Annotated in this window: 20 protein-coding genes; 7 read left to right on the plus strand and 13 right to left on the minus strand. The window is 74.0% G+C overall.

Annotated features, from left to right (window positions below):
- Positions 1 to 214 precede the first annotated feature (214 nt).
- Positions 215 to 1411 carry an MFS transporter gene (locus tag ACZ5WK_RS23355; RefSeq protein WP_465549660.1) on the plus strand — a complete coding sequence of 399 codons (1197 nt, stop codon included), beginning with the start codon at positions 215 to 217 and terminating at the stop codon, positions 1409 to 1411.
- 87 nt (positions 1412 to 1498) lie between these two features.
- On the opposite strand, the gene ACZ5WK_RS23360 is transcribed toward ACZ5WK_RS23355, so the two are convergent.
- The 3 genes from ACZ5WK_RS23360 to ACZ5WK_RS23370 all read right to left on the minus strand — a co-directional run bounded on the left by ACZ5WK_RS23360 (position 1499) and on the right by ACZ5WK_RS23370 (position 6841).
- Positions 1499 to 2206 carry an MOSC domain-containing protein gene (locus tag ACZ5WK_RS23360; RefSeq protein WP_465549662.1) on the minus strand — a complete coding sequence of 236 codons (708 nt, stop codon included), beginning with the start codon at positions 2204 to 2206 and terminating at the stop codon, positions 1499 to 1501.
- Positions 2207 to 2688: 482 nt separating this feature from the next.
- Positions 2689 to 5442, minus strand: a complete 2754-nt coding sequence (locus tag ACZ5WK_RS23365; protein ID WP_465549664.1) for an MXAN_6230/SCO0854 family RING domain-containing protein — start codon at positions 5440 to 5442, stop codon at positions 2689 to 2691.
- 391 nt (positions 5443 to 5833) lie between these two features.
- Positions 5834 to 6841 carry an AraC family transcriptional regulator gene (locus tag ACZ5WK_RS23370; RefSeq protein WP_465549666.1) on the minus strand — a complete coding sequence of 336 codons (1008 nt, stop codon included), beginning with the start codon at positions 6839 to 6841 and terminating at the stop codon, positions 5834 to 5836.
- A 199-nt stretch (positions 6842 to 7040) separates the two neighbouring features.
- Between ACZ5WK_RS23370 and ACZ5WK_RS23375 the strand changes: the two genes are divergently transcribed.
- Entirely contained in the window at positions 7041 to 7541 is a 501-nt protein-coding gene (locus tag ACZ5WK_RS23375; protein ID WP_465549668.1) for an anthrone oxygenase family protein, read from the plus strand.
- A 235-nt stretch (positions 7542 to 7776) separates the two neighbouring features.
- Positions 7777 to 8928: a chitinase gene (locus ACZ5WK_RS23380; protein WP_465549670.1), complete on the plus strand. Its 1152-nt coding sequence runs from the start codon at positions 7777 to 7779 to the stop codon at positions 8926 to 8928.
- Between the two features lie 102 nt (positions 8929 to 9030).
- On the opposite strand, the gene ACZ5WK_RS23385 is transcribed toward ACZ5WK_RS23380, so the two are convergent.
- From ACZ5WK_RS23385 to ACZ5WK_RS23405, 5 genes are all read right to left on the minus strand, one after another.
- Complete coding sequence (locus tag ACZ5WK_RS23385) at positions 9031 to 9477, minus strand: hypothetical protein (RefSeq protein ID WP_465549672.1); 447 nt, start codon at positions 9475 to 9477, stop codon at positions 9031 to 9033.
- Positions 9478 to 9649: 172 nt separating this feature from the next.
- Positions 9650 to 10222 (minus strand): anthrone oxygenase family protein, encoded by a 573-nt coding sequence (locus ACZ5WK_RS23390; protein WP_465549674.1) that lies wholly within the window; start codon positions 10220 to 10222, stop codon positions 9650 to 9652.
- A 198-nt stretch (positions 10223 to 10420) separates the two neighbouring features.
- A complete protein-coding gene (locus tag ACZ5WK_RS23395; RefSeq protein WP_465549676.1) occupies positions 10421 to 11323 on the minus strand; it encodes an NAD(P)H-binding protein in 903 nt (300 codons plus the stop codon).
- 252 nt (positions 11324 to 11575) lie between these two features.
- A complete protein-coding gene (locus ACZ5WK_RS23400; RefSeq protein ID WP_465549678.1) occupies positions 11576 to 12379 on the minus strand; it encodes a GNAT family N-acetyltransferase in 804 nt (267 codons plus the stop codon).
- A gap of 233 nt (positions 12380 to 12612) precedes the next feature.
- Positions 12613 to 13380 (minus strand): putative protein N(5)-glutamine methyltransferase, encoded by a 768-nt coding sequence (locus ACZ5WK_RS23405; RefSeq protein ID WP_465549680.1) that lies wholly within the window; start codon positions 13378 to 13380, stop codon positions 12613 to 12615.
- A 283-nt stretch (positions 13381 to 13663) separates the two neighbouring features.
- Here ACZ5WK_RS23405 and ACZ5WK_RS23410 point away from each other — a divergent pair, with 283 nt between their 5' ends.
- Entirely contained in the window at positions 13664 to 14323 is a 660-nt protein-coding gene (locus tag ACZ5WK_RS23410; RefSeq protein ID WP_465549682.1) for an HAD-IA family hydrolase, read from the plus strand.
- 266 nt (positions 14324 to 14589) lie between these two features.
- On the opposite strand, the gene ligA is transcribed toward ACZ5WK_RS23410, so the two are convergent.
- Together ligA and ACZ5WK_RS23420 are read right to left on the minus strand one after the other, a co-directional pair.
- Positions 14590 to 16671, minus strand: a complete 2082-nt coding sequence (gene ligA / locus ACZ5WK_RS23415) for an NAD-dependent DNA ligase LigA (protein ID WP_465549819.1) — start codon at positions 16669 to 16671, stop codon at positions 14590 to 14592.
- Between the two features lie 294 nt (positions 16672 to 16965).
- A complete protein-coding gene (locus tag ACZ5WK_RS23420; protein ID WP_465549684.1) occupies positions 16966 to 17661 on the minus strand; it encodes a ScbR family autoregulator-binding transcription factor in 696 nt (231 codons plus the stop codon).
- 269 nt (positions 17662 to 17930) lie between these two features.
- On the opposite strand from ACZ5WK_RS23420, the gene ACZ5WK_RS23425 reads away from it, so the two are divergent.
- Positions 17931 to 18419 (plus strand): hypothetical protein, encoded by a 489-nt coding sequence (locus ACZ5WK_RS23425; RefSeq protein ID WP_465549686.1) that lies wholly within the window; start codon positions 17931 to 17933, stop codon positions 18417 to 18419.
- A 260-nt stretch (positions 18420 to 18679) separates the two neighbouring features.
- On the opposite strand, the gene ACZ5WK_RS23430 is transcribed toward ACZ5WK_RS23425, so the two are convergent.
- Complete coding sequence (locus tag ACZ5WK_RS23430; RefSeq protein ID WP_465549688.1) at positions 18680 to 18976, minus strand: AMP-binding enzyme; 297 nt, start codon at positions 18974 to 18976, stop codon at positions 18680 to 18682.
- Between the two features lie 124 nt (positions 18977 to 19100).
- Between ACZ5WK_RS23430 and ACZ5WK_RS23435 the strand changes: the two genes are divergently transcribed.
- Positions 19101 to 19652, plus strand: a complete 552-nt coding sequence (locus ACZ5WK_RS23435) for a YceI family protein (RefSeq protein WP_331741813.1) — start codon at positions 19101 to 19103, stop codon at positions 19650 to 19652.
- Between the two features lie 282 nt (positions 19653 to 19934).
- On the opposite strand, the gene ACZ5WK_RS23440 is transcribed toward ACZ5WK_RS23435, so the two are convergent.
- Positions 19935 to 20339, minus strand: a complete 405-nt coding sequence (locus ACZ5WK_RS23440; protein WP_465549690.1) for a RidA family protein — start codon at positions 20337 to 20339, stop codon at positions 19935 to 19937.
- Positions 20340 to 20529: 190 nt separating this feature from the next.
- On the opposite strand from ACZ5WK_RS23440, the gene ACZ5WK_RS23445 reads away from it, so the two are divergent.
- A complete protein-coding gene (locus tag ACZ5WK_RS23445; protein ID WP_465549692.1) occupies positions 20530 to 21201 on the plus strand; it encodes a C40 family peptidase in 672 nt (223 codons plus the stop codon).
- Between the two features lie 71 nt (positions 21202 to 21272).
- Here the strand turns inward: ACZ5WK_RS23445 and ACZ5WK_RS23450 are convergent, their stop codons facing one another.
- Complete coding sequence (locus ACZ5WK_RS23450) at positions 21273 to 21854, minus strand: MarR family winged helix-turn-helix transcriptional regulator (protein WP_465549694.1); 582 nt, start codon at positions 21852 to 21854, stop codon at positions 21273 to 21275.
- Positions 21855 to 21889 lie beyond the last annotated feature (35 nt).

Consider the following 21889-nt stretch of genomic DNA (forward strand, 5'->3'; position numbering starts at 1 on the left):
CCGGCGGCCGAAGCGGGCCCGGGCGTCGAGTGTGAGACGTCAGGCACGACGAGCCGGCGAACCAGGAGACGCCCCAGGCCACCTGGAGGGTCCCGGAAGGGGTGCTGCTAGCCTGCTCTGCATGATCGGGAAGGGCCCCAGACAGCGAATTTCCAGCGTGCCGGCGGCAAACGGTCCACAGCGGGCTCTCATCATCTCGAGCTTCGTCAGTCGGGTGGGCAACGGGCTGTTCAACAGCGCTGCGGTGCTCTACTTCACGCTGGTCGTGCACCTTCCCGCCGCACAGGTCGGTCTCGGCCTCACGATCGCCGGGCTGACCGGGCTGCTGGCCGGGATCCCGGCGGGGAATCTGGCCGACCGGTACGGGCCGCGCACGGTCTGGCTGACGACCCTCGCGATGCAAGCCGCGACGATGACCGCTTTCGTCTTCATCCACAGCTGGGTCACGTTCACGCTCATCGCCGCCCTGGACCGGCTGGCAGCAACGGCGAGCGGCGCCGCGGGCGGTGCGCTCATGGCCCGCGCCGGCGGCGAACGCCCGGCCGCGTTCAGGGCGAGACTCCGCACGTTAGCCAACCTCGGCGTGGTCCTGGGCACCCTCGGCTCCGCCTTCGCCGTCTCGGTCGACACCCGCGCGGCATACACCGCGCTCATCCTCGCCAACGCCGCCAGCTTCGCCTGCGCCGGCCTGATCGCCCTGGTCGGCGTCCCGAACTACCAACCCCTGTCCCGGCCCCGGGAGCACCACGGCTGGGCGGTCCTGGCCGACCGGCCGTACGTGTCCTTCGTCGCGCTCTACGGCGCCATGGGCCTGCAGTACCAGACCGTCTCCCTGCTGCTGCCGATCTGGCTCTCCGCGCACACCGACGCGCCCCGCTGGACCGTGGCGGCGGTCTACGCGGTCAACAGCGGGGTGTGCGTGCTGCTCCAGAGCAGGATCGGCTCCCGGGTGGAAACGCCGCGCCAGGGCGGCCGGGCGTTCCGCCTCGCCGGGCTGCTCTTCCTGGTCAGTTGCCCCTTGATGGCCCTGACCGCGGACGTTCCGGCCTGGGTCGCGCCAGGGCTCGCCGTCCTCGCCGTCTGCGTGCACAGTCTCGGAGAGGTATGGGAGTCGTCGGGCGGCTACGCGCTCGGCTTCGGTCTCGCCCCCGACCACGCCCAGGGGCAGTACCAGGGCCTCTTCGGCATCGGCTTCGGCGCCGGACAGGCCTTGGCCCCGGTGATCCTGACGGCAGTAGTCCTCGGACTCGGACACGCGGGCTGGCTGCTGCTCGGCGCGTTCTTCGCGGCTCTGGGGGCGGCAGGCCCGCCGGTGGCCGCGTGGGCGGAGCGGACCCGTCCCACGAGCCAGGACACGGCCGGCGCTGCACAGGGCCGGTCAGGCGAGGCCCCGCTGCTCGACGCCAACTGATGTGCGGTTCCGGGGAGTCCACTGGTGTCCAGTGGTCATGGGCAGTCAGCGCACGGTGTGCGGTCGCGAGGGAGTCCGGCTCTGTCCTCACACACCGACGTTGGGTTCCGTCCCCTCGTCCGTGGAGGCGATCCCTCTGGCCCGTGTCCATGTGGAGCGCTTGCGGGCCAGTTCCTTCCCCTCCAGGGGCAGGGCCTCGGCGACCAGCAGTCGCGGCAGTAGGTCCGGTTCCAGGGTCATCGCACGGAAGACGAGTGCGACGGTCACGTCGTGGTCGGGACGGTGCACGATCTCGACCGGGTCCTCCGCGCGGATATCGCCGGGTTCGATCACGCGAAGGTACGCGCCGGGCCGTGCCGCCTGCGTGAAGCGCTTGATCCAGCCGTCGCGCTCCAGCCAGCCCTGGAAGGTGGCACACGGGATCCGCGCGCACGACACCTCCAGGACGACGTCCGGCCCGATCCGCCAACGCTCACCGATCAGGGCCCCGTTGACGTCCAGGCCCAGGCTCGTGAGGTTCTCCCCGAAGACGCCGTTCCGAAGCGGCCTGCCCAACTCGGCCTCCCAGGCGTCGAGGTCCTCGCGCGCGTAGGCGTAGACGGCCTGGTCGACGCCGCCGTGGTGCTTCACGTCGTACACCCGGTCGCCAAGGAGGCCGACCTCGCCGCTGCCCTTGGGGCCAGGCGCGGTGACGGGGACCGGGCCGTGGACGGGCTGCTTGTCGATTCCCGTCGCGTTCAGGCCCTTCCACGGGTTGGGCCGGGGCCTGCCGACATTGACGGAGAGCAGCTTCATGAGAGGTGACGGTACGGGTCCGTCAACGCTGCCGCGACTCATTTCCCGGCCACCCGGCACATCCGACGACGGCGGCTGCCCGGAGAACCCGATCGAGAGGGCCACGGCCGGCGGCCGCCCCTGGCCCCGTGTTGCTCAAGCTGACCGGATCCAGGGTGCGCGGGCAATCCCAGGCTCGCCGTCGCCGTCGCCGACCGACTGGACGGGATCGTGGTGCTTGAGTTCGACGAAGTCGGTGTTCCGGTCCCTCCGATTCCTCCCCACTGGTGAAATCGCATGACCGGACTGTGGGGCCGCCGCGCGCTGGAGTATTCAGACCCGTGGAATGGACCTGCTGCTGTCCGGGAATTCGCCGCTGGGCGAAGTCCTGGCCGCCCCCTCAGCCCCGTTGCCGGACGGGATTGCCGTATGCCCGATCGACGTCGCCGACCAGGTCCGGCGCGACCGGCTCATGCGAGGCTGGACGGACGAGACGCCGCGCCTCACCGACCACCACGCGCGATCTGCTTCTGAGACACGCCTGGTTGGTCCTTGCGGCCGGCGTCCGACGGGGCGAAGCGGGCGACCAGGTCGCCGGCGGTGAGGCGCTCCAGCGACTCGGGGGCGGCGTCGAGCGGCCCGGGGTAGAGCCGGTACGCGGTGCCCGAGAGCTGCTCCGGTGCCGGGATGTCGCCGTCGACCAGCGCGACCAACGCCCGCCGCCCGGCGAGCAGCCGGGTGAGGTGCGCGGGCGCGGCGGGATACGCGTCGTCCGGGTCGCGGAGCGTGCGCAGGCGCGCCGCGAACGCCGCCGCCGGCTCGGCCGAGCGGCGGCGCCAGACTCGGACCCCACCGCCACCGCCGCCTCCCGCGCCACCGCCGTCCCGGTCGCGGACCACGACCTCATCCGTCGACCCGGCGGCCAGCGCGCCGGCGAGGTCCCACAGGGTGGCGCGGCTGCCCGGCGAGAAGTGGGTGAGTACGTCCTCGCTGAGGCGGCCGACCTCCTCGTGGTAGCGGCGGACGCTGTGGAAGCCGCCGTCGGCACCGGTGTTGAGGTCGGTCCAGGTGTACCGGCGGTCCGCCAGGTCGATGATCATCGGGACGCAGACCTTGGCGTCCCCGGCGAGGTCGAGCCGCTGTCGGACGGCCTTGGGGTCGTAGTGGCCGGTGCCGCTCCCGGAGCCTTCCCCCAGTTGGAGGAACCCGGCGAAGGCGTCGGTGAGTTGCTCGAACGCCACGTCGTTGTAGCTGAACACGATCATCACCGCGTAGCGGGAGCCGTCCGCCGCGAGCCGCGCGAGGTCAAGGTCGACGAACTCGGTGGCGCCGTGCGGCGGGGGCGCGCTGACGTAGTCCCCGGAGTGGACGGCGGCGCGGTCGCCGTGCACCAGTTGGGTGTAGTCGCAGAGCCCCGTGAAGCGCCAGTCGGCGTCGTACAGCGCGAGCGACAGGTCGAGGTCGACGCGCAGGTGCTCGGGCTGCATCCAGTGCAGGAAGAGCCGCAGCCGGTCGCCCCGGGGCAGTCGCTGGCGGCTCCCGCGCGGCACGCTCACCAGGGTGCGGGCGGCGGCGCGCTCGGCGAACGGGGCCACCAGATCGTCGAGGCCCTCGTCCAGCAGGGCCACGTCGTACCGGTCGCCGGCGGCCCGGCGCAGCAGCTCCGCCTCGATCAACGCGCAGACCTGGCCGCTCAGTCCGGCCGGCACCACGGTGCCGTGGTCCTCCTTGGCGTGCGCCAGCGACACCGTCCCACGGGGGAAGTACAGCCGCCGCTCGCCCTGGGTGCGCGGGCCGCGAAGCCGCCCGTACGCGCCGAGCAGCGGGCCCGGAGCGACCCGGCCGAGCGCCGGCCCGACGGTGCGCAGCAGCTCCTCGGGGAGGGCGGCGCCGGGCGCGGTGGCCGCGTGCACCCGCAGGACGTGGTGGAGCCGCCGGACCAGCTCGCCGGGCCTGCGGGCCAGTACCCGCACGGCGGCGGTCACGTCGCCGGCCGCGAGCCGTTCCTCGACCTGCCCGGGGAAGCCGGTGAACGCCAGCCGGGTGCGACCGGCTGCCTCGACGGCGCGCAGCGGAGCCGGTGGGTCGGTGAACTCGGCGCCCAACGGGTGGTGTTGGAGATCGTTCTCGCGCAGCAGGAAGAAGGCCGCCGCGACCGCGGGGAAGCGGCCGCGGTGTTCGAACGGGTGCAGCAGCTCGCCGGCCCGCAGCCAGGCCGACCGGTGGCGGCGCAGGTCCTCGGCCAGCGCGGCCGGGCCCATCGCGTCCAGGATCGCCAGCAGTTCGCGGCGCAGCGGCCGGGACAGGTTGCGCAGGCGCAGCCGGCGGGCGGTGGCCGGCAGGAGGTCGGGCTCGGCGCCCGACCAGGCCCAGAGCAGCCGCAGGACGTCGGTCGCGGTGTCGATCCGCTCGGCGAGGACGGGCAGGGCGCGTTGCCCGTCCCGGCGCAGCAGGGCGGCCAGCACGGTGGCCTTGGACTCGCGCAGCGGAATCTGCGCGGGGAGCCGCTCGGCCAGGTCGTCGGGAGCGTTGGCGAGCAGGGCTGCGAGGTCGTCGCGGTCCTGCGGGGAGAGCGGGGTGCGGCGCGCCAGCAGCCGGTCGAACTCGGCCGTGGCCGCGGTGAGACCGTCGTCCTCGATCAGTCGCAGCGGGCGCAGGACCTGCTCGCCGCCGAAGTCCTCGGCGGCCTTGCGGCCCGCCCGGTTGTCCTCGCCGAGGAAGGGCTCGGCGCCCAGCGGCGTGCCGCAGACCGGGCACTGGCCGCCGCGCCCGTCGGCGGCCAGGCCTTCGTGGCAGGCGGCGCAGAGCAGGTGGGCGCAGGGGGCGAGGGCGCCGATGCCCGCCTCCTCGGCGGCCTTTCCGCAGTGCGCGCACGGCTGGCGGGGCTGGTTGAGCAGGAACGCCCGGATCTGGCGGGAGTAGGCGAGGTGCGCGTGGTCGGGCACCGCGTCGGGGAACCGGCGGAACAGGGCGAGGTGGCGGCGGTCCGCACCGAGCAGGTGGTCGATCCGGGCGAGCAGCCCGTCACCCACCTCGGCGAGCCGGACGGGCGCGAGCCGTGCCAGCGCGGAACGCAGCCGGGCGGTCAGCAGGTAGCCGCGCCCGGCGAGGTCGGCGTCCAGGGCCACCAGACCCTGGACGCTCCACGGATCCGCGGCGGGGAGCTGGTCGCCGGGCGGTACGCAGACCGAGCCGCGCCGGCGGAGGAGGAAGCAGTCGAGGTCGACGTCGACGATGGCCGAGGCGACTCGGGGCATACGAAAAGGTCCCCCTGGGAGATGGAAGAAGAGGAGGGGCGGAAAGGGGACGCGCTGACATTGTCAGGGTGTGGTGGAGAAGGAAGCACGTCGCGGAGCCGCCCGCTGCGCCACCATAGCCGAGCGGATCCGTGGTGCCCACCGATTAATGCGCGGCTCTCGCGGCGGCGCAACCGCCGTACCTCCGGGGCCCGTTCACGGGCCTGGCGGCACGTCGGATCAGGCGGCGACCCGCTCGGGCCCGCGGCTGGACCGGCGGCCCAGGCCGCCCAGGCGGCGATCCGGTCGGGCCACGGCGGGTCAGGGCACGTCGGCCCGGGCGGCGGCGTGCTCGGGCCACGGCGGGTCAGGGCAGATCGGCCCGGGCGGCGGCGTGCTCAACCGCGTTGGATCAGCCGGCCAGGACCACCGTGGTCGTGGTGGGGGCCGGTGCGGCGGGCGGCGCCTCCTCGGCGAGGCGGCGGTGCTCCTGGGGGGTGAGGCCGCGGACCCGTTTGAAGGCGGCGCTGAGGGCGAAGGCGTTGCTGTAGCCGACCCGGCGGGCCACCGAGGCGACGGTGTGCCCCGGGTCGCGGAGCAGGTCGGCGGCCAGGGCCAGCCGCCAGGTGGCCAGGTAGGCCATGGGTGGTTCGCCGACCAGCGAGGTGAAGCGGCGGGCCAGTCCGGCACGGGAGACGCCGACCTCGGCGGCCAGCGCGGCCACCGTCCACGGGCGGGCCGGGTCGTCGTGCATCAGCCGCAGGACGGAGCCGACGACCGGGTCGTGCTGGGCCCGGTACCAGGCAGGTGCGCCGCTGTCCGGGGCGGCGAGCCAGCTGCGCAGCACGCCGACGACGAGGAGGTCGAGGAGGCGGTCCAGGACCAGCTCCTGGCCGGGCTCGTCGCGGGTCAGTTCGGTGGTCAGAAGGCGGACCAGGGTGTCCTCGGTGGAGGCGGCGTCCTCCCCGGCCGGGCGGATCAGCAGGGTGGGCAGGTGGTCCAACAGCCGCCGGCCGATCTCGTGTTCGGCCTGGTAGGTGCCGGAGAGCAGGACGGAGTGGTTCTCGTCGCCGGGCCGGACCTCTCCCCAGGTGCGGACGCCGAGGGCCATCGAGGCGGAGACGTCCGCGCCGTCGCGCGAGCAGGCCTGGCCCGGGCCGATCACCACCTGCACCGGGGTCTCCGGGGTGTCGGCGACGGTGTAGGGCTCCGGTCCGCGCACGATCGCCACGTCGCCGGGACGCAGCAGCACCGGGGCGCCGCCCTCCGGCAGGATCCAGGCGTCCCCGCGGACCGCGGTGACCACCGCCAGCGGCGCGCCGTCCTCGATCCGCAGGGACCACGGCGGGCTGAGGATCGAGCGGAGCAGGAACGCGCCCCGGGCCTTGGGGCCGTCGAGCAGGCCGGTGAGCGTGTCCATGGGGTAATCCTAGACGCGTGGACATGGATTGACGCCGCGTCATTTGAGAGAGTCTTGAGAAGTCGGGCGGGCAGCGCCCGGCCGTCCGGTGGATGATCGGCAGAGCAACTGCCGTCGGTGACGACGCGGGTGCGCGGCAGGACCGCCGGCAGCGACGCCGCGGCCGCAACGCCGCCGGCCGGAAAGAGGGATGAGCCCGATGGAACTGTCGCGTGTGATCGCGCTCGTGGCCGCCACGATCACCACCGGACTGAGCGCGGGGCTGTTCTACGCCTACGCGTGCTCGGTGATGCCGGGCCTGCGGGGGACGGAGGACCGGACGTTCATCGACGTGATGCAGCGCATCAACGTGGCCATTCTCAACGGCTGGTTCCTGCTGGGCTTCGTCGGGGCTCTGGTGACCACGGCGGTGGCGGTGGCGCTGCACCTGCCGGCCGACGGGCACCGGATTCTGCCGGCGGTGGTGGCGGCGCTGGTCTTCTATGCGGCCTCGCTGGTGGTGACGCGGGTGATCAACATTCCGCTGAACGACGCGCTGGCCGCCGCCGGGGAGCCGGGGCGGATCGCGGACCCGGCGGCGGTGCGCGGCCGCTTCGAGGCGCGGTGGGTGCGGTGGAACGTGGCCCGGGCGCTGCTCTGCACGGCGGCGCTCGGGTGCCTGTGCTGGGCGCTGGTGCTGCACGGCAACGCGACGGGCTGAGCCCGCCCGGGCCAGTTCTCGCCGAATTGGTCCAGACCTATTGACGTTGTGTCAGGGGCGCTCCTACGCTTCCCTGCGATCGCGGTACGCGCCCCGGGCACCCCACGCCTGTCAGGGCCGTGACATCCGCGGTCGGGCTTCCCGCCGACCACCCCCACAGTCACTCGCCATGGCCCTCCCCGCACCGGCCCCCGCACGGGCCCACCGGGCCATGGCCGGAAAGGGAGCACACGTCATGACCCGACGGACCGTACGGCTGCTGGGCGCCGCCCTGGCCCTCGCACTCGCGGCGCCGGTGAGCGCCGCCACCGCCGCACCCACCGCACCCGGCACCACCTCACCCGGCGCCACCACCCCCGGCACCACCACCCCCGCAGCGGCCGCCGGGCCCGCCGCCGCCGGCAACACCGCCGCGGGTAGCACCTGCGCGGTGAAGTCCCGCCCCACCGGCAAGGTGCTGCAGGGCTACTGGGAGAACTGGGACGGCTCGGCCAACGGCGTCCACCCGCCGCTCGGCTGGATCCCGATCACCGACAGCCGGATTCCCGCGCACGGGTACAACGTCGTCACCGCGGCCTTCCCGGTGATCCTCTCCGACGGCACCGCACTCTGGCAGGACGGCATGGACAGCACCGTCAAGGTGCCCACCCCCGCCGAGGTGTGCCAGGCCAAGGCCGCCGGGCTCACCGTCCTGATGTCCATCGGCGGCGCCGCGGCCGGCATCGACCTCGGCTCCAGCGCGGTCGCCGACCGCTTCGTGGCCACCATCGTGCCGATCCTCAAGGCCAACAACTTCGACGGAATCGACATCGACATCGAGACCGGCCTGGTCGGCAGCGGCAGCATCACCAGCCTCTCCCCCTCCCAGGCCAACCTGATCCGGATCATCGACGGCATCCTCGCCCGGATGCCGGCCGGCTTCGGCCTCACCATGGCCCCCGAGACCGCCTACGTCACCGGCGCCAGCATCGTCTACGGCTCCATCTGGGGCGCCTACCTGCCGGTCATCAAGAAGTACGCCGACAACGGCCGGCTCTGGTGGCTGAACATGCAGTACTACAACGGCAGCATGTACGGCTGCGCCGGCGACTCGTACTCCGCCGGCACCGTCCAGGGCTTCACCGCCCAGACCGACTGCCTCGACAAGGGCCTGACCGTCCAGGGCACCACCGTGAAGGTCCCGTACGACAAGCAGGTCCCGGGCCTGCCCGCCCAGCCCGGCGCCGGTGGCGGCTACATGACGACCGGTCAGGTGGCCCAGGCCTGGAACACGTACGGCAGCGGGGCCTCCGGCAAGCTCAAGGGCCTGATGACCTGGTCGCTGAACTGGGACGGCTCCAAGAACTGGACCTTCGGCAACAACGTCAAGTCGCTCCAGGGGCGTTGATCCGGCCGCACACCCCGGAGCGCGACCGGCCCGCGACCCGACCGCAGCCGGACCGCAGCCGGCGCAACACCCGGAAGAACGGCCCGAAGCCCCCGGCGGCGCTCAGCGCGTCGTCGGGGGCTTCGGGCCCTTCGGGAGCACCGCCGGAACCGGTGACTTCGGGAGCCTCGGGGGCCTCGGGGGCCTCGGGGGCTTCGGGGGCTTCGGGAGCATCGGGGGCTTGTCGCGCAGGGGGGCCAGTTCGCGGGCGAGGGTGGCCACGTCCAGCGCGATCCGCCGGGCGATCTCGCGCGACCCCGCCTCCGCGGGCAGCCCGCGGCTCCAGGAGCGAGCGTGCGCCGGACCGTCGTGCGCCATGTGGAAGTTGAGCCGCAGCGCCCCGCCCAGGTCGACCAGGCTGATCAGGAAGTGCGTGTCGGACAGGTCGATCGTCACCTCGTTGCCGATGCACGAACAGCCGACGAGATCGCCTATCTCCTCCTCCGCAAGGTACTTGGCGAGCGGGATCGCCCTGCCCTCCACTCGGAACGGTCGCAGTGCGGGATTCACGGTGGCTGCCGCCCCTTCGCCGGGTCGTCGCTGTGCCCGCCATGATTCTAGAACCCACCCCGCCCGGCCAAGTCACCGGCACCCCACCGGACTTGGGCGACAGCACGAGGGGGCGCAGAGGGAGCACGGCGACGCGCAGGGGCGCGACCCAACCCCGCCCCCGGGCGCCGGTTCAGCGCGAGGCGCGGGCGTGCAGGAGCAGGGCACGGATCAGCGCGGCCAGACCCGCCGTGCAGAGTGCGGTGCGCAGCATGTTGGTGGCCACCCAAGTGGACTCGAACCGGGCGCGCACCGCGGCGAAGTCCGCGATCTGCGACGGGTCCCCGGCCTGCGCCAGTTCGTTGTTGAGCGGGATGTTGACGGCCATCGTGACGATCAGCGCCGCAAGGTAGAGCAGGGTCGCGGCGCCGGCCCAGATCGCGGCGGTGCGGCGCCCGGCGCGGTACTGGAGGTAGGCGGCGGCTCCGGTGACCGCGAACGCACCGACGAAGACCAGGCCGAAGAGGCCGTTCTCGATCGCCTTGTTGATGTTCTGCATCGCCGTGACGTACGTCCGGTCGTCGCCCTTCGCCAGGCCCGGCATGACGGACACGTCGAAGGCGAAGAAGAGGCCGGCCATCAGGCCCATCGCCACCGTGGCGGTCGCGAGCAGCGGTCCGGCGGCCCGGGCACGGCCGTCGGCCGCCGACGGGGCGGCGGGGGTGGCGGCGGAGAAGGCGGGGGCGGTGGTCTGGTCGTGGCGCATCGGAGTTCCTTCGATCGGACGGCGGTGGGGCAGGCGGGCGGGACGGCGGGCGGGGCCGACCCGGGCGGCGGCCCGGGACGGCGGGCGGGGCCGACCCGGGCGGCGGCCCGGGACGGCGGCCCCGGGCATCGGTGAGCAGCGGTGCGGCGCCGGCGCCGGGGACCTCGTACGGTCCCCGGGCCGGGGGCAGGGGGTGGGTCAGGCGTCCCAGACGCCGGTGGCGGCCGCAGCACGGGCGAACTCGGCGAAATCCCTGGGCTCGCGACCCAGCGCCCGCCGGACACCGTCCGACAGATGGGCGTTGCGGCCGTCGAGGATCAGCGTGAACAGGTCAGCGAACTCGCCCGGTAGCCCGGCCACGGCCAGCACCGCGCGGTACTCCTCCACGGTGACGGCGGTGAACCGGATCTCCCGCCCGGTGGCAGCCGACAGCTCGGCCGCGACGTCGGCGAAGGAGAGCAGACGCGGCCCGGTCAGCTCGTACACCCGGCCGTCGTGGCCGTCCTCGGTCAGCGCCGCCACCGCGACGTCCGCGATGTCGTCCGCGTCCACGAACGGCTCGACCGCGGCTCCAGTGGGCAGGGCCAACTCCCCCGCCAGGACCGGCTCCAGGAAGAAACTCTCGTCGAAGTTCTGGTTGAACCAGGCGCACCGCACCACGGTCCAGCCCGTGCCGGCCCCGCGGACCGCCTCCTCGGCGGCGCGGGCCGCCTCCTCGCCGCGGCCCGACAGCAGGACGAGCCGCTCCACGCCGGTCTTCGCCGCCAGCCGGGAGAAGGCCCCGACCGCCTCGACCGCCCCCGGGAACGCGAGGTCCGGATAGTACGAGAGGTACACGGCCCGGACCCTCTCCAGGGCCGGCGACCAGGTGCTCTCGTCGTTCCAGTCGAACGGGACAGGGGCCGTGCGCGAGCCGATGCGCACGTCCCGCCCGCGGGCGGCCAGACGCTCGGCCACCCGTCGGCCGGTCTTCCCCGTCCCGCCCGTCACCAGGACGAGGGGGCCGGCGGGGCCCCCGGGACGGGCGGCGGGGCGCTGCTGCGCGTCCTGCGTGGTCTCCGTCGTCTGCATGGTCTGCCTGGTCTGCGCGTCATCCGTCATGGCAACCAGTCAATTCCACCGCGGGCCGGCGGACCATAGCCGCCGAGCTCAGCTCCATACGCACGCGTCTACGCGGCTCCGGCTCAACGCCGCTCCGACTCAGCACCGCTCCGACTCAACCTGGCTCCGGCTCAGCGCCGCTCCGGCGAGCCGCCCACACGCGGTGGCACCGGCCGAGCGCCGTCGAACAGGCCCTGAGCGACCTTCGACCGGCCGTTCCCCGACAGCACGCGCCCCCGGTCGGCCGCCCGGTCAGACCTGGTACTGGTAAGGGGTCATGGTGGTCAGGACGGCGAAGCCCAGGCGTTCGAGGATCGGGCGGCTCTGGTCGGAGGCGTCGACGCGGAGGTACTCGTAGCCGAGGTCGGCGGCGATCCGGGCACGGTGGGCGACCAGCGCCCGGTAGACGCCGCGCCCCCGCCAGTCGGCCAGCGTCCCGCCGCCCCAGAGGCCGGCGAATCCGGTACCGGGGTGCAGCTCCATCCTGGCCGAGCACACCGGGATCTCGCGGCCGTCCTGGTGGGCGACGGCGAGGTGGACGCGGAAGGTGTCCGGACTCTCCGCGAGCTGGGCCAGGATCCGTCGGCCCAGCCGGGTGCCGTCGGTGCCGAAGGCCTGCTCGTGGACGGCGACCACCTGCGCCACACCGGCCTCGTCGGTGACCTCGCGCAGCTCGATCCCGGCCGGCGCGTCCATGGCCGCGGTGCGGCGGAGGAGGTCGGCGATGTCGGCGACCAGCAGGGTCTCGCTCTCCTCCGGGGTGAAGCCGGCGGCCGACAGCCGGTCGGCGAGGTCGCCCGGCCGGTCGTGGGCATACAGCGTCCACTCGAAGTCCTGGCCGAGCCCGGTGTAGTGGCGCACCTGCTCGGCGATCGCGGCGTCGGCCCTCCCGGCGTCGAGGTCCGACCAGACGATGCCGTTCCAGACGCTGTCGGGCCCGGTCTGGCGCACCACGTCCGGGGTCCGCTCGATCCGGGCAGCGGGGGTCTCGGGCTGGGCGCCGCGACGCATCCGGGCGTCGAGGAGGGCGAGCAGCTTGTCATGATCCGTATTCATGCGTGCACCTCACCACCCCCGGGACCTTCGGGACAAGCGAATTCCGCAGGTAGCGGCCCGGTTGGGCCCGCCGCCCCGCCCGGGCCTCGACGGGCCGCAGGGCGGGGCGGCCGGGCGGGCGGGTCCGGTCACCGGTACAGCCTCGACGACCTCAGCGACTCCGGCCGGTTTCAGCGGCCTGCTCAGCTTCGGCAACGTCGGCGGCTCCAGCGGCCACGGCGGCCTCGGCGGCTTCAGCGGAGGGTGGCGGTCACCACGGTCGCGTCGAGGTCCTCGCACCAGGAGAGCGCCGCGTCCAGCCCTGCCGAACCGGCGACGGCGAGCGCCTCGGGGGCCTGGCGTTCGCTGGTCTCGAAGAGCAGCGACCCGCCGAGTGCCAGCCACTGCGGCGCCTCCCCGGCCACCCGGCGCAGCACGTCCAGGCCGTCCGCGCCGCCGTCCAGTGCCGGGCGCGCCTCGTGCACGCGGGCCTCCGCGGGCAGCAGCTCGATGTCGGCGGTGGGTACGTAGGGGACGTTCGCCAGCAGCACGTCCACCCGGCCGTGCAGGGAGGTGGGCAGCGGCTCGAACAGGTCGCCCTGGAACACCCGACCGCCGACGCCGGCCAGGTTCCGGCGGGCACACCCGACGGCGGCCTCGTCGACGTCCGCCGCGTACACCTCGACCGGCGTGCCGACCCCGGCCGCGAGCGCGGCGGCCAGGGCCCCGCTGCCGCAGCAGAGGTCGACCACGAGCGCGCCCTCGGGCGTCAGCCCGGCGGCCGTCCGGACCAGGAACTCGCTGCGGCGCCGGGGCACGAAGACACCCGGGTCCACCGCCACTCGCAGACCGGCGAACTCCGCCCAGCCGACCACGTGCTCCAGCGGGCGCCCCTGCGCGCGGGAGCGGACCATCACCGCCAGCTCCGCCGGCGTCGCCGCGGCGTCGAGCATAATGCGCGCCTCGTCCTCGGCGAACACGCACCCGGCCGCTCGCAGGCGGGCGGCCACGGACGAACGCAACAGCGAAGAGGAAAAAACAGACAAAGGAGAAACCCCTCAAAGACCAGGCAGAAGAAACCATCCGCCAGGGCTCCCCGAGGGACTGTCACCGAACCGGCACGGCACCGTCAGAGGTGCGGCACCACGCCGTCACGGCCGTTCCCGGGGAGCACCCGCTCCGACACACCGGTAATGGGTCTCACCTCCCCGAGTCCGCAGTCACATTCGGCGCGGCAACCCTACCGCACCCCCGGGCAGCCTCACTTCCCGGCGGCGGGCCCGGCCGGGGTGGTATCCAGGGGTGATGACGACCTCCATCGATTCCGGCAAGCCTCCCTTCGACGCCGTTCTGTGCGACATCGACGGCGTGATCCGCTTCTTCGACCACCGCGAGACCGCCCGCCTCGAACACTCGGCGGGGTTGTCCGAGGGCGACACCGCGCGTGCCGCCTTCGGCCCCGGGGTCGTGGAGCCGTTGGTCAGCGGTTCGTTCACCCGCGAGCAGTGGGCGCAGGCCGTCGCCGAGCGGCTTGCCGCAGACGGCGTGCCGGCGGGTGCGGCCACCGAACTGGCCGCCGCCTTCACACGGCCGACGGTCCGAGTGGACTCCGCCGTGGTCGACCTGCTCCGCCGGGTCCGGGAGCGCTGCACCGTCCTGCTCGTCACCAACGCCACGCTGTGGCTCGACGAGGACCTCGCCGCGCTCGGGCTCGCCGACCTCGCCGACGGGGTGGTCAACAGCGCCCGCGTGGGCGCGGCCAAGCCCGACCCGCAGATCTACCGGATCGCCGCGGACCGGGCCCGGACGACCCCCGGTCGCTGTCTCTTCATCGACGACCGGCCGGAGAACGTCGAGGCCGCCCGCCGCCTCGGCATGACCGGGCTGCTCTACCGCGAGCCCGCCGACCTTCGACGGGCGCTCACACCCCTCCTCGGGCTGGCACCCGAGGCCGACCCGCGCTGAGACCACCCCGCGCCCCTGTTCCGCGCAGCGCCGGGCGGCTCCCGTCGCAATCGCCTCGGGTCGGGGCAGCCGAGTCGGCTGCCCCGGCTGCCCCGGCTGCCCCGGCATCACGATCGTGGCGGATTCCGCGACGGTCCGGGAAAGGCGGCCATACCGGTGGGGACGGCCGTCATCGCCGCCGCGGTGGCGCGGCCGGCGCCCCGTCGTCCGGCCCGGCCGGGCCGTCGGGCCGACGCCGTTGTGGGGCGAAGCCGTCGGCGGAGCCCTCAGGCCAGGTAGTCGGCGACCAGCTCGGCGAACTCCTCCGGGGTGACGATCCGGATCCCGAGCTCCTCGGCCTTGGCCCGCTTGGATCCGGCCTTCTCACCCGCGACCAGCAGCGTGGTCCGCTTGGACACCGAGGAGGAGGCCTTGCCACCCGCCCGCTCGATCAGCTCGTTCACCGCGTTGCGGGACAACTCGGCCAGTGGCCCGGTCATCGTGCCGGTGACGACGACGCTCTGGCCGGCCAGCGGTGCCGACGCCCCGGTCTCCTCCTCCGCGCCGGACCCGTCGGCAGTGCCGACGGCGATGACGGCGGCGGCGGGCGCGGTGACGGCGGTGCCGACGCCCTGGGCCGCCAGCCGGTCCAAGAGGCCTGCCACGTCGGCCAGTTCGGCGACGATGACGGCCGCCTTCTCCACCCCGATGCCGTCCACTCCGGCCAGCGCCTCGGCGTCGGCGGCCCGGATGGCCGTCATACTGCCGAAGTGCGCCGCGAGTCGGCGGGACATCGTCCGTCCGGTGCCTCGGATCCCGAGGGCGCAGAAGACCCGGTTCAGCGGCTGGGAGCGGGCTGTCTCGATGGCGGCGATCAGGTTGTCGGCGCTGGTGTCGCCCATCCGCTCCAGGGTGAGCAGCTGCTCACGGGTGAGGGTGAACAGGTCCGCGAGGTCGGCGACCAGACCGGCCTCCACCAGCTGGACGGCACGGGTGCCGCCGAGCCCCTCGATGTCCAGCTGGTCCCGCCCGGCGGCGTAGATGATCGAGGCGACGGCCTGGCAGCCGCGGCCGCGCACGCAGCGCCACCGCTGCTCGGAGGTGTCGATGGCGTCGCCGCAGCGCGGGCAGGCCGCCGGGAAGGCGATCGGCTGCTCGGCGCCGGTCCGCTCGTCCACCAGCGGCGCCTCGACCCGCGGGATGACGTCGCCCGCGCGGTAGACGAACACCTGGTCGCCGATCATCAGGCCGCGGCGCTCGATGTCGGCCGGGTTGTGCAGGGTGGCGTAGGTGACGGTGACACCGTCGATCACCACCGGCTCCAGGACGGCCCGCGGCGCGATGATGCCCGTCCGGCCGACGTTCCACTCGACACCGAGCAGCCGGGTGACCTTGTGCTGCGCCTGGAGCTTGCGGGCGACCGCCCAGCGCGGGGCACGGGAGCCGGAACCGGCCTCCTCCTGATCGGCGACCGCGTCGGCCTTCACCACCACGCCGTCGATGCCGAACGGCAGTGCGGCGCGCAGGGCGGCGATCTCGTCGATCCGCTGGCGCACCTCGTCCAGTGTGGTGCAGCGGCGCGGGCCGGCGGCGGTGCTCGCCGCGGTGTTGGCGCCCAGCCCGGCGAGGTGGGCCAGCAGCTCGCCGTGGTCGAGCCCGGGCAGGCCGACCGCCCCGTACGCGAAGAAGGTGAGCTCGACCCGGTAGGGCCGGTCCTTGGCGCGCAGGGTACCGGCGGCCCCGCTGCGGGGGTGGGCGAACGGGGTGGCGCCGTGCTCGGTGCGGACGGCGTTGGCGTGCTCGAACTGCTCCTGGGTGAGCAGCACCTCGCCGCGCAGCTCGAGGTCGATCGGTTCGGCGAGCCGGGCGGGCAGGCCGAGGACGGAGTCGGCGGCGTGGGTGATGTCCTCCCCGGCGAGCCCGTCGCCTCGGGTCAGCACCTGGGCCAGTCGGCCGGCCCGGTAACGGGCGGCGACCGCGAGGCCGTCCAGCTTGGGCTCCACGCACCAGGCCGCGACCGGCCGGCCCAGCCGCCGCTCCAGCCCGGCCGCCCAGGACTCCAGCTCCTCGGCGGAGAAGACGTTGTCGAGCGAGAGCATCGGCACCGAGTGCGGGACGTCGCCGGCCGCCGCGCCGCCCGCGACCTTGCCGGTCGGCGACGCCGGCAGTACCTCCTGCGGGTGCTCGGCCTCGTACGCCTCGATGGCGCGCACCAGGGCGTCGTACTCGTCGTCGCCGAGCGGGGTGGAGCCGTCGGCGTAGTACGCGGCGGCGGCGCGCACGGCGGTGGCGACGGCGTCGGCGTAGGCGTCCGGAGACGCCAGGGCAGCGGGAGAGGCCATGGTGGCTGCGTCCTTCATACCGACCATCATCGCGCCGGCCACTGACAATCGAGCTGGAGTGCGAGCCCCGGACACCGGCCGGGGGGTGGACGGACCGCGCGGCCCGGACGGGCCCGGGATCGGCACCGGTCGGACGGTGGACGGGGCCGGTCGCGGCAGGAGCCCGCGCCCCGGGCACCGGGGAGGGCAGCAGCCGCCCCTCCCCCAGAAAACGGGACGAGCGGTTTGCCAGTGGAAAACCGGATGCGCTGCATGGTCCTGCGGCTCGCCGGCTGCCCCCGGACACCCTGCCCCCGATACCCGCCCCCCAACGCCCACCCCTCAGCGCTCGGCTCCGACGCCTTCCCACTCAGCGCCCGACCCCTCGGCGCCCGACCCCTCGCGCGCGCCGACGGCGGCGCGCGCGGCGGACACCTCGGCGGCCACGCGTGCACCCCGACCGGCATCCATCTCCAACGCGGCCAGCACACCCGGCACCGCCACGGTCGGCATCACGTGCTGGAACAGCCCGGCGACCCGCCGCTCCAGGTCCGCCCGGCCGGAGAGTTTCTGCGACTGGATCTGCACCCCCGTCCAGGCCGCCGTCACCAGCCAGGCGGTGTCGGCCGGGACCACCTGCGGTAGCAGCTCGCCCCGCTCCCGCGCGGCGATCAGCGCCTGTTCCAGCCGATCGATCCACCCCGGGATCGCTCCCCCGCCCAGGTCGCCGTGGTTGTCCTGCCCCAACGACAGCCGCGCACCCGCGCTCAGCAGCGGATCGCGCGGCATCAGGTACGCGACCACCATCCCGGTATCCACGAACTCCTGGAGCTTGCAAGCCCGTTCGGGAATGACATCCTGGACGAACTGCTCCTCCACCACGCCCTGCGCCAGCTCCCGCTTGGACGCGAAGTGGAAGTAGACCGCTCCCCTGGTCACGCCGGCCCGGGCCACCACCTCGCCGATGGTCGCCGCCTCGTAGCCGAACTCGTCGAAGACCGAAGCCGCTGCCTCCAGAATCAGCCGACGCGTCCGCACCGCCCGCTCCTGCCGCACCACACGACCACCCACCCGCCACAGCGATTGAACAAAACCAGACAGCCCGTATCTTAACTGCGGCGATATCCCGGACCGCGTCCGCTGTTTCGGCCCCGGCCCGTCATGACGACCTCTCCAGAAAACCAACTGTGCGGTATTGATTCACGCTTCCAGCGGGACGGTGGCCGCACGCGGGGCGGTGGCCTAGGATCCGGCGCCACATATTGGTCTGAACCACTTCGAGTGGACGCGGACGGGGGGACATCCCGATGGATGACGGTGGACGGCCGGCGGACGGGCGACTGGAGGTCCGCTTCGACGGACTCGCGCACGGCATCACCGCGGCGACCTGGGGACAGCGGACGATCTGGGCGCCGATCACCTGGTACGCGCCCGACGACCACTACTTCAACATCGCGCTGCCTTTGGAGCTGCGCCACCCGGTCGAACCGGCGGCGTTCGGCACGGCGGTGCGGGCGCTGCTGGAGCGGCACGAGTCGCTCCGCACCCTCTACCGCTCGGGCCCCGACGGCGCCCTGGAGCAGGTGCTGCGCGGGGCGGGCACGCTGCCCGTCCAGCTGGTCACGGCCCAGGACGGCGTGCCGCTGCCCGCCGCGCTGGAGCGGGTCACCGCACAGGACAAGGCCCGCCGCTTCGAGCTCCTCGCGGGTGCGCCACCTCAGGACGTGGCGCACCCGGACGCGGACGGCCCAGCGGCATGTGGAAGCCGGTGCGGGCGGCGCAGAGGCGCTCGGTGAGCCAGACACCCTGCTGCGCGGGAGACGCGGGCACGGCGGGTACGACGGATGCGGCGCGGTCGGCGCGATCGGCCACGGCCACGGCCGCGGTCGCCTTCGGTTCCAGAGTGCGGTGGGTGCGGTCAGGCATCGACGACTCGCTTCAGGGGTCGGGAGTGCCACGGAGTGGGGGACGCGAGCGGACCGCCCCGGCAGGCGGGGGCGGGCGGACGACGGCGGAGGTCGGGACGCCGGCGGCGTCCGGCCGCGCGGCGGGCGGCTCAGGCCGGAGCGGCGAGCAGCTCGCGCACGGCGCCCTTCAGCGGCTTGCCGCCCTCGTTGCGCGGCAGTGCCTCCAGGACGGTGATGCGGGTGGGGATCTCGTGGGCCGCCAGCCGGCCGGCGAGGAACGAGCGGAGGACGGCCGGGACGACGGCCGCGCCCACGCTCCTCCCGAGCACCGGGTGCGGAAGACCGACCACCGCCACCTCGGCGACCGATCGGGCGAACCAGCGGGTGCGGCACCGGCCGTCGGCGCCTAGCGTGACCCGGGGCGCCCCGCGCGCGGCACAGACCACCGGCAGCTCCGCCGACGGGCACCGGCACCGCAGACGCACCGACGCCCGTCACGGCACCCGGCGGCCCCACCCGCGCCACGGGCGCCGGACCCCAGCACCGCACCCGTCAGGAGACCCCGCAACCATGACGACCCCCCTGGCCGAGCTCACCGGCGACTACGTCCTGGACCCCGCGCACACCCGGATCGGCTTCGTGGCGCGGCACGCCATGGTGACGAAGGTGCGCGGTTCCTTCCACACCTTCAACGGCACCGCCCACCTGGACGGCACCGACCCGTCCCGCTCCACCGCCCAGGTCTCCATCGAAGCCGCGAGCATCGACACCGGCAACGAGCAACGGGACGGCCACCTGCGCACCAATGACTTCCTCGACGCACCCAACCACCCGAAGCTCACCTTCACCTCGACGGCGGTCGAGCGGCTGAGCGACACCGAGTACCGGGTGACCGGCGATCTCACCATCAAGGAGACCACCCGCGCGGTCACCATCGACTTCGAGTACACGGGCAACGCCCGGGACCCGCAGGGCAGCCTCCGGGTCGGCCTCGAGGGCTCGGTCGCCATCAGCCGCAAGGACTACGGGATCACCTGGAACGCCGCGCTGGAGGGCGGCGGCGTCCTGGTCGGCGACAAGGTGGTGCTGGAGTTCGACCTCTCCGCCGTCAAGCAGGAGTGACCAGGCCCGCACCGGGCGACGATGGGCGCACACCGCACGAAAGCCCACGCGGTGCGCGCCCCGCACCCTGCCACCGGACGACTGCGGCCCGGCCGTGGCCCCGTGCACGATCCGGCGAGCGTCTTCCTCCACCGGACGCCCCGCCCGCGCGCGTCTTCCGCGCCCGGACCGACCCCGATCTGGTCGCGCGGTGGCTCGGACCCAAGGACCTCGCCATGAAGGACGACCTCCACGCCGCCGGCTGACCGGGCTCGCCCCCGGGGGCGGGCCCGTCCTCAGGGATCAGGAGAGCACGGCGACCGCCTCGACCTCGACCAGCTGGTCGTCGTACCCGAGCACCGAGACGCCCAGCAACGTGCTCGGGACGTCATGGCTCCCCAGGTACGAGCGGTAGACCTCCCAGACCTTTACCAGGTCGCTCTGACTGGAGGAGACCACGTACACCGTCGTCCGGACCAGGTCGGTGAGCGCGGCGCCCTCGCCCTCCAGGACGGATATCAGATTCCGCATGACCTGATGGGCCTGGCCCTCGTAGTCGCCGACTGCCACCGTCCGCCCCTCGGCGTCGAGCGGGCAGGAGCCCGCCAGCCAGAGCGAGCGCACCGGGGCGTCGACGGCCGCACCGTAGGCGTAGTCGACGGCCTGCGTCAGCCGGTGGTTGCGGATCAGCCGGACGGCACTGCCCATGACGCGCTCCGATGGTAGAACGGGGGATTCCGCCTCATCGTCGATCGCTGATGACCGACCGTCAAACCATTTACCGGCGCCAGCCGTACACCTCCTGGACGGGCGGCCGCCCGGTTCACCGTTGCGGGTGATGGCGGGCCCCGCCGCCGGGCCGGGATCCTGGTACTCCACCACTACCAGGGGGTTTGCCATGGTGTTCCCACCCTCGGGCCGAAGTGTCGGCCGCCGCCGGATGCTGGGGCTGGCGCTGGGCGCGGGCGTCGCCCCGGCCCTGGCCGCCGCCGCTCCCGCCACGGCCACGCCCGGCCAGACCAACCCGACCGACCCGACCGACCCGACCAGCCGGTCCCGCCATACCGCGCCGCCCAACGACCCCACCGAGCCCGCGGACTGGGGCCGGCTGGCCGCCGCGGTGGCCGCCGCACAGCTCGGGGTGCCCTACGCCTGGGGCGGCGGCGACCGGCTGGGCGCGGGCATCGGCTTCTGCGACGAGGAGAACGGCTACCTGAACGGCCAGTGCCTCGGCGAGAGCACCGTCGGCTTCGACTGCAGCGGGCTCTCGCTGTACTGCTGGTACCGGGCCAGCGGCGGCGCGGTGGACCTCGCCCACTACACCGCCGCCCAGTACAACCGCTCCGCCCCGGTGGCGCGCACCGACCTGCTCCCCGGCGACCTGCTCTTCTTCTCCCGCCCGGACGCCCCGCTGCACCACGTCGGCGTCTACGTGGGCGGCGGCGCGATGATCCACGCCGAGCACACCGGCACCCTCGTCGCCCGTCTCCCGGGCGTGTTCGAAGACCCGCACTGGTCGGGCGAGTTCGCGGGCGCCCGCCGCCCACTCCCACTCGGCGGGCAGGCCTGACCCGGCCAGGCCGACCAAGCCGACCGGCTCGCCGGAGGCACCGGCCCTGCGGACCCGGCCCGGCCCGGCCGTCAGGGCGTACCGGGCAGCCCCTCGTGGACGCGACGCAGCAGGTCGTGCAGGACGTGACGCTCCGCCGGTTCGAGCGGCGCCAGGATCTCGTCCTGCACGGCGCGTGCCTCGGCGTCCAGTTCGGCCAGGGCGGTCCGCCCGGCCTCGGTGATGCTGACCGAGACCCGCCGGCGGTCCGCCGTGTCGCGGATCCGCTCGACGTAGCCGGCGCCGGCCAGCTGGTCGGCAACCTTGGCCATGTCGCTGGCGTCCACGCCGAGCCGGCGGACCAGGTCGCGCTGGGCGTGCGGCCCGAAGTCGGCCAGTGCGGCGAGCACCGCCATGTCCCAGAGTCGCAGGCCGCGCTGCGACAGCCGCTCGGCGAGCCGGCCGCGGGCGGTCTTGCCGGTCCGGGAGAGCAGGTAGGTGGTGAGGTCCACCAGCGTGGGCGGGGTGGACCGCTCGGTGGTCCCGGCAGTGGACCGCGCGGCCCCGTCGGTGGGCCCGGCGGTCCCGGTCCCGGCGGTCCCGGCGATCCGGGCGGTCCGGGCGGTCCGGGCGGTCCGGGCGGTCTCGGTGCTCGCGGCGCTCTCGGAGGTCATGGCAGAAGTCTAGGTGCAGCCCTATAGTGGGTGCC

It is taken from the genome of Kitasatospora sp. NPDC032757 (assembly GCF_055579305.1).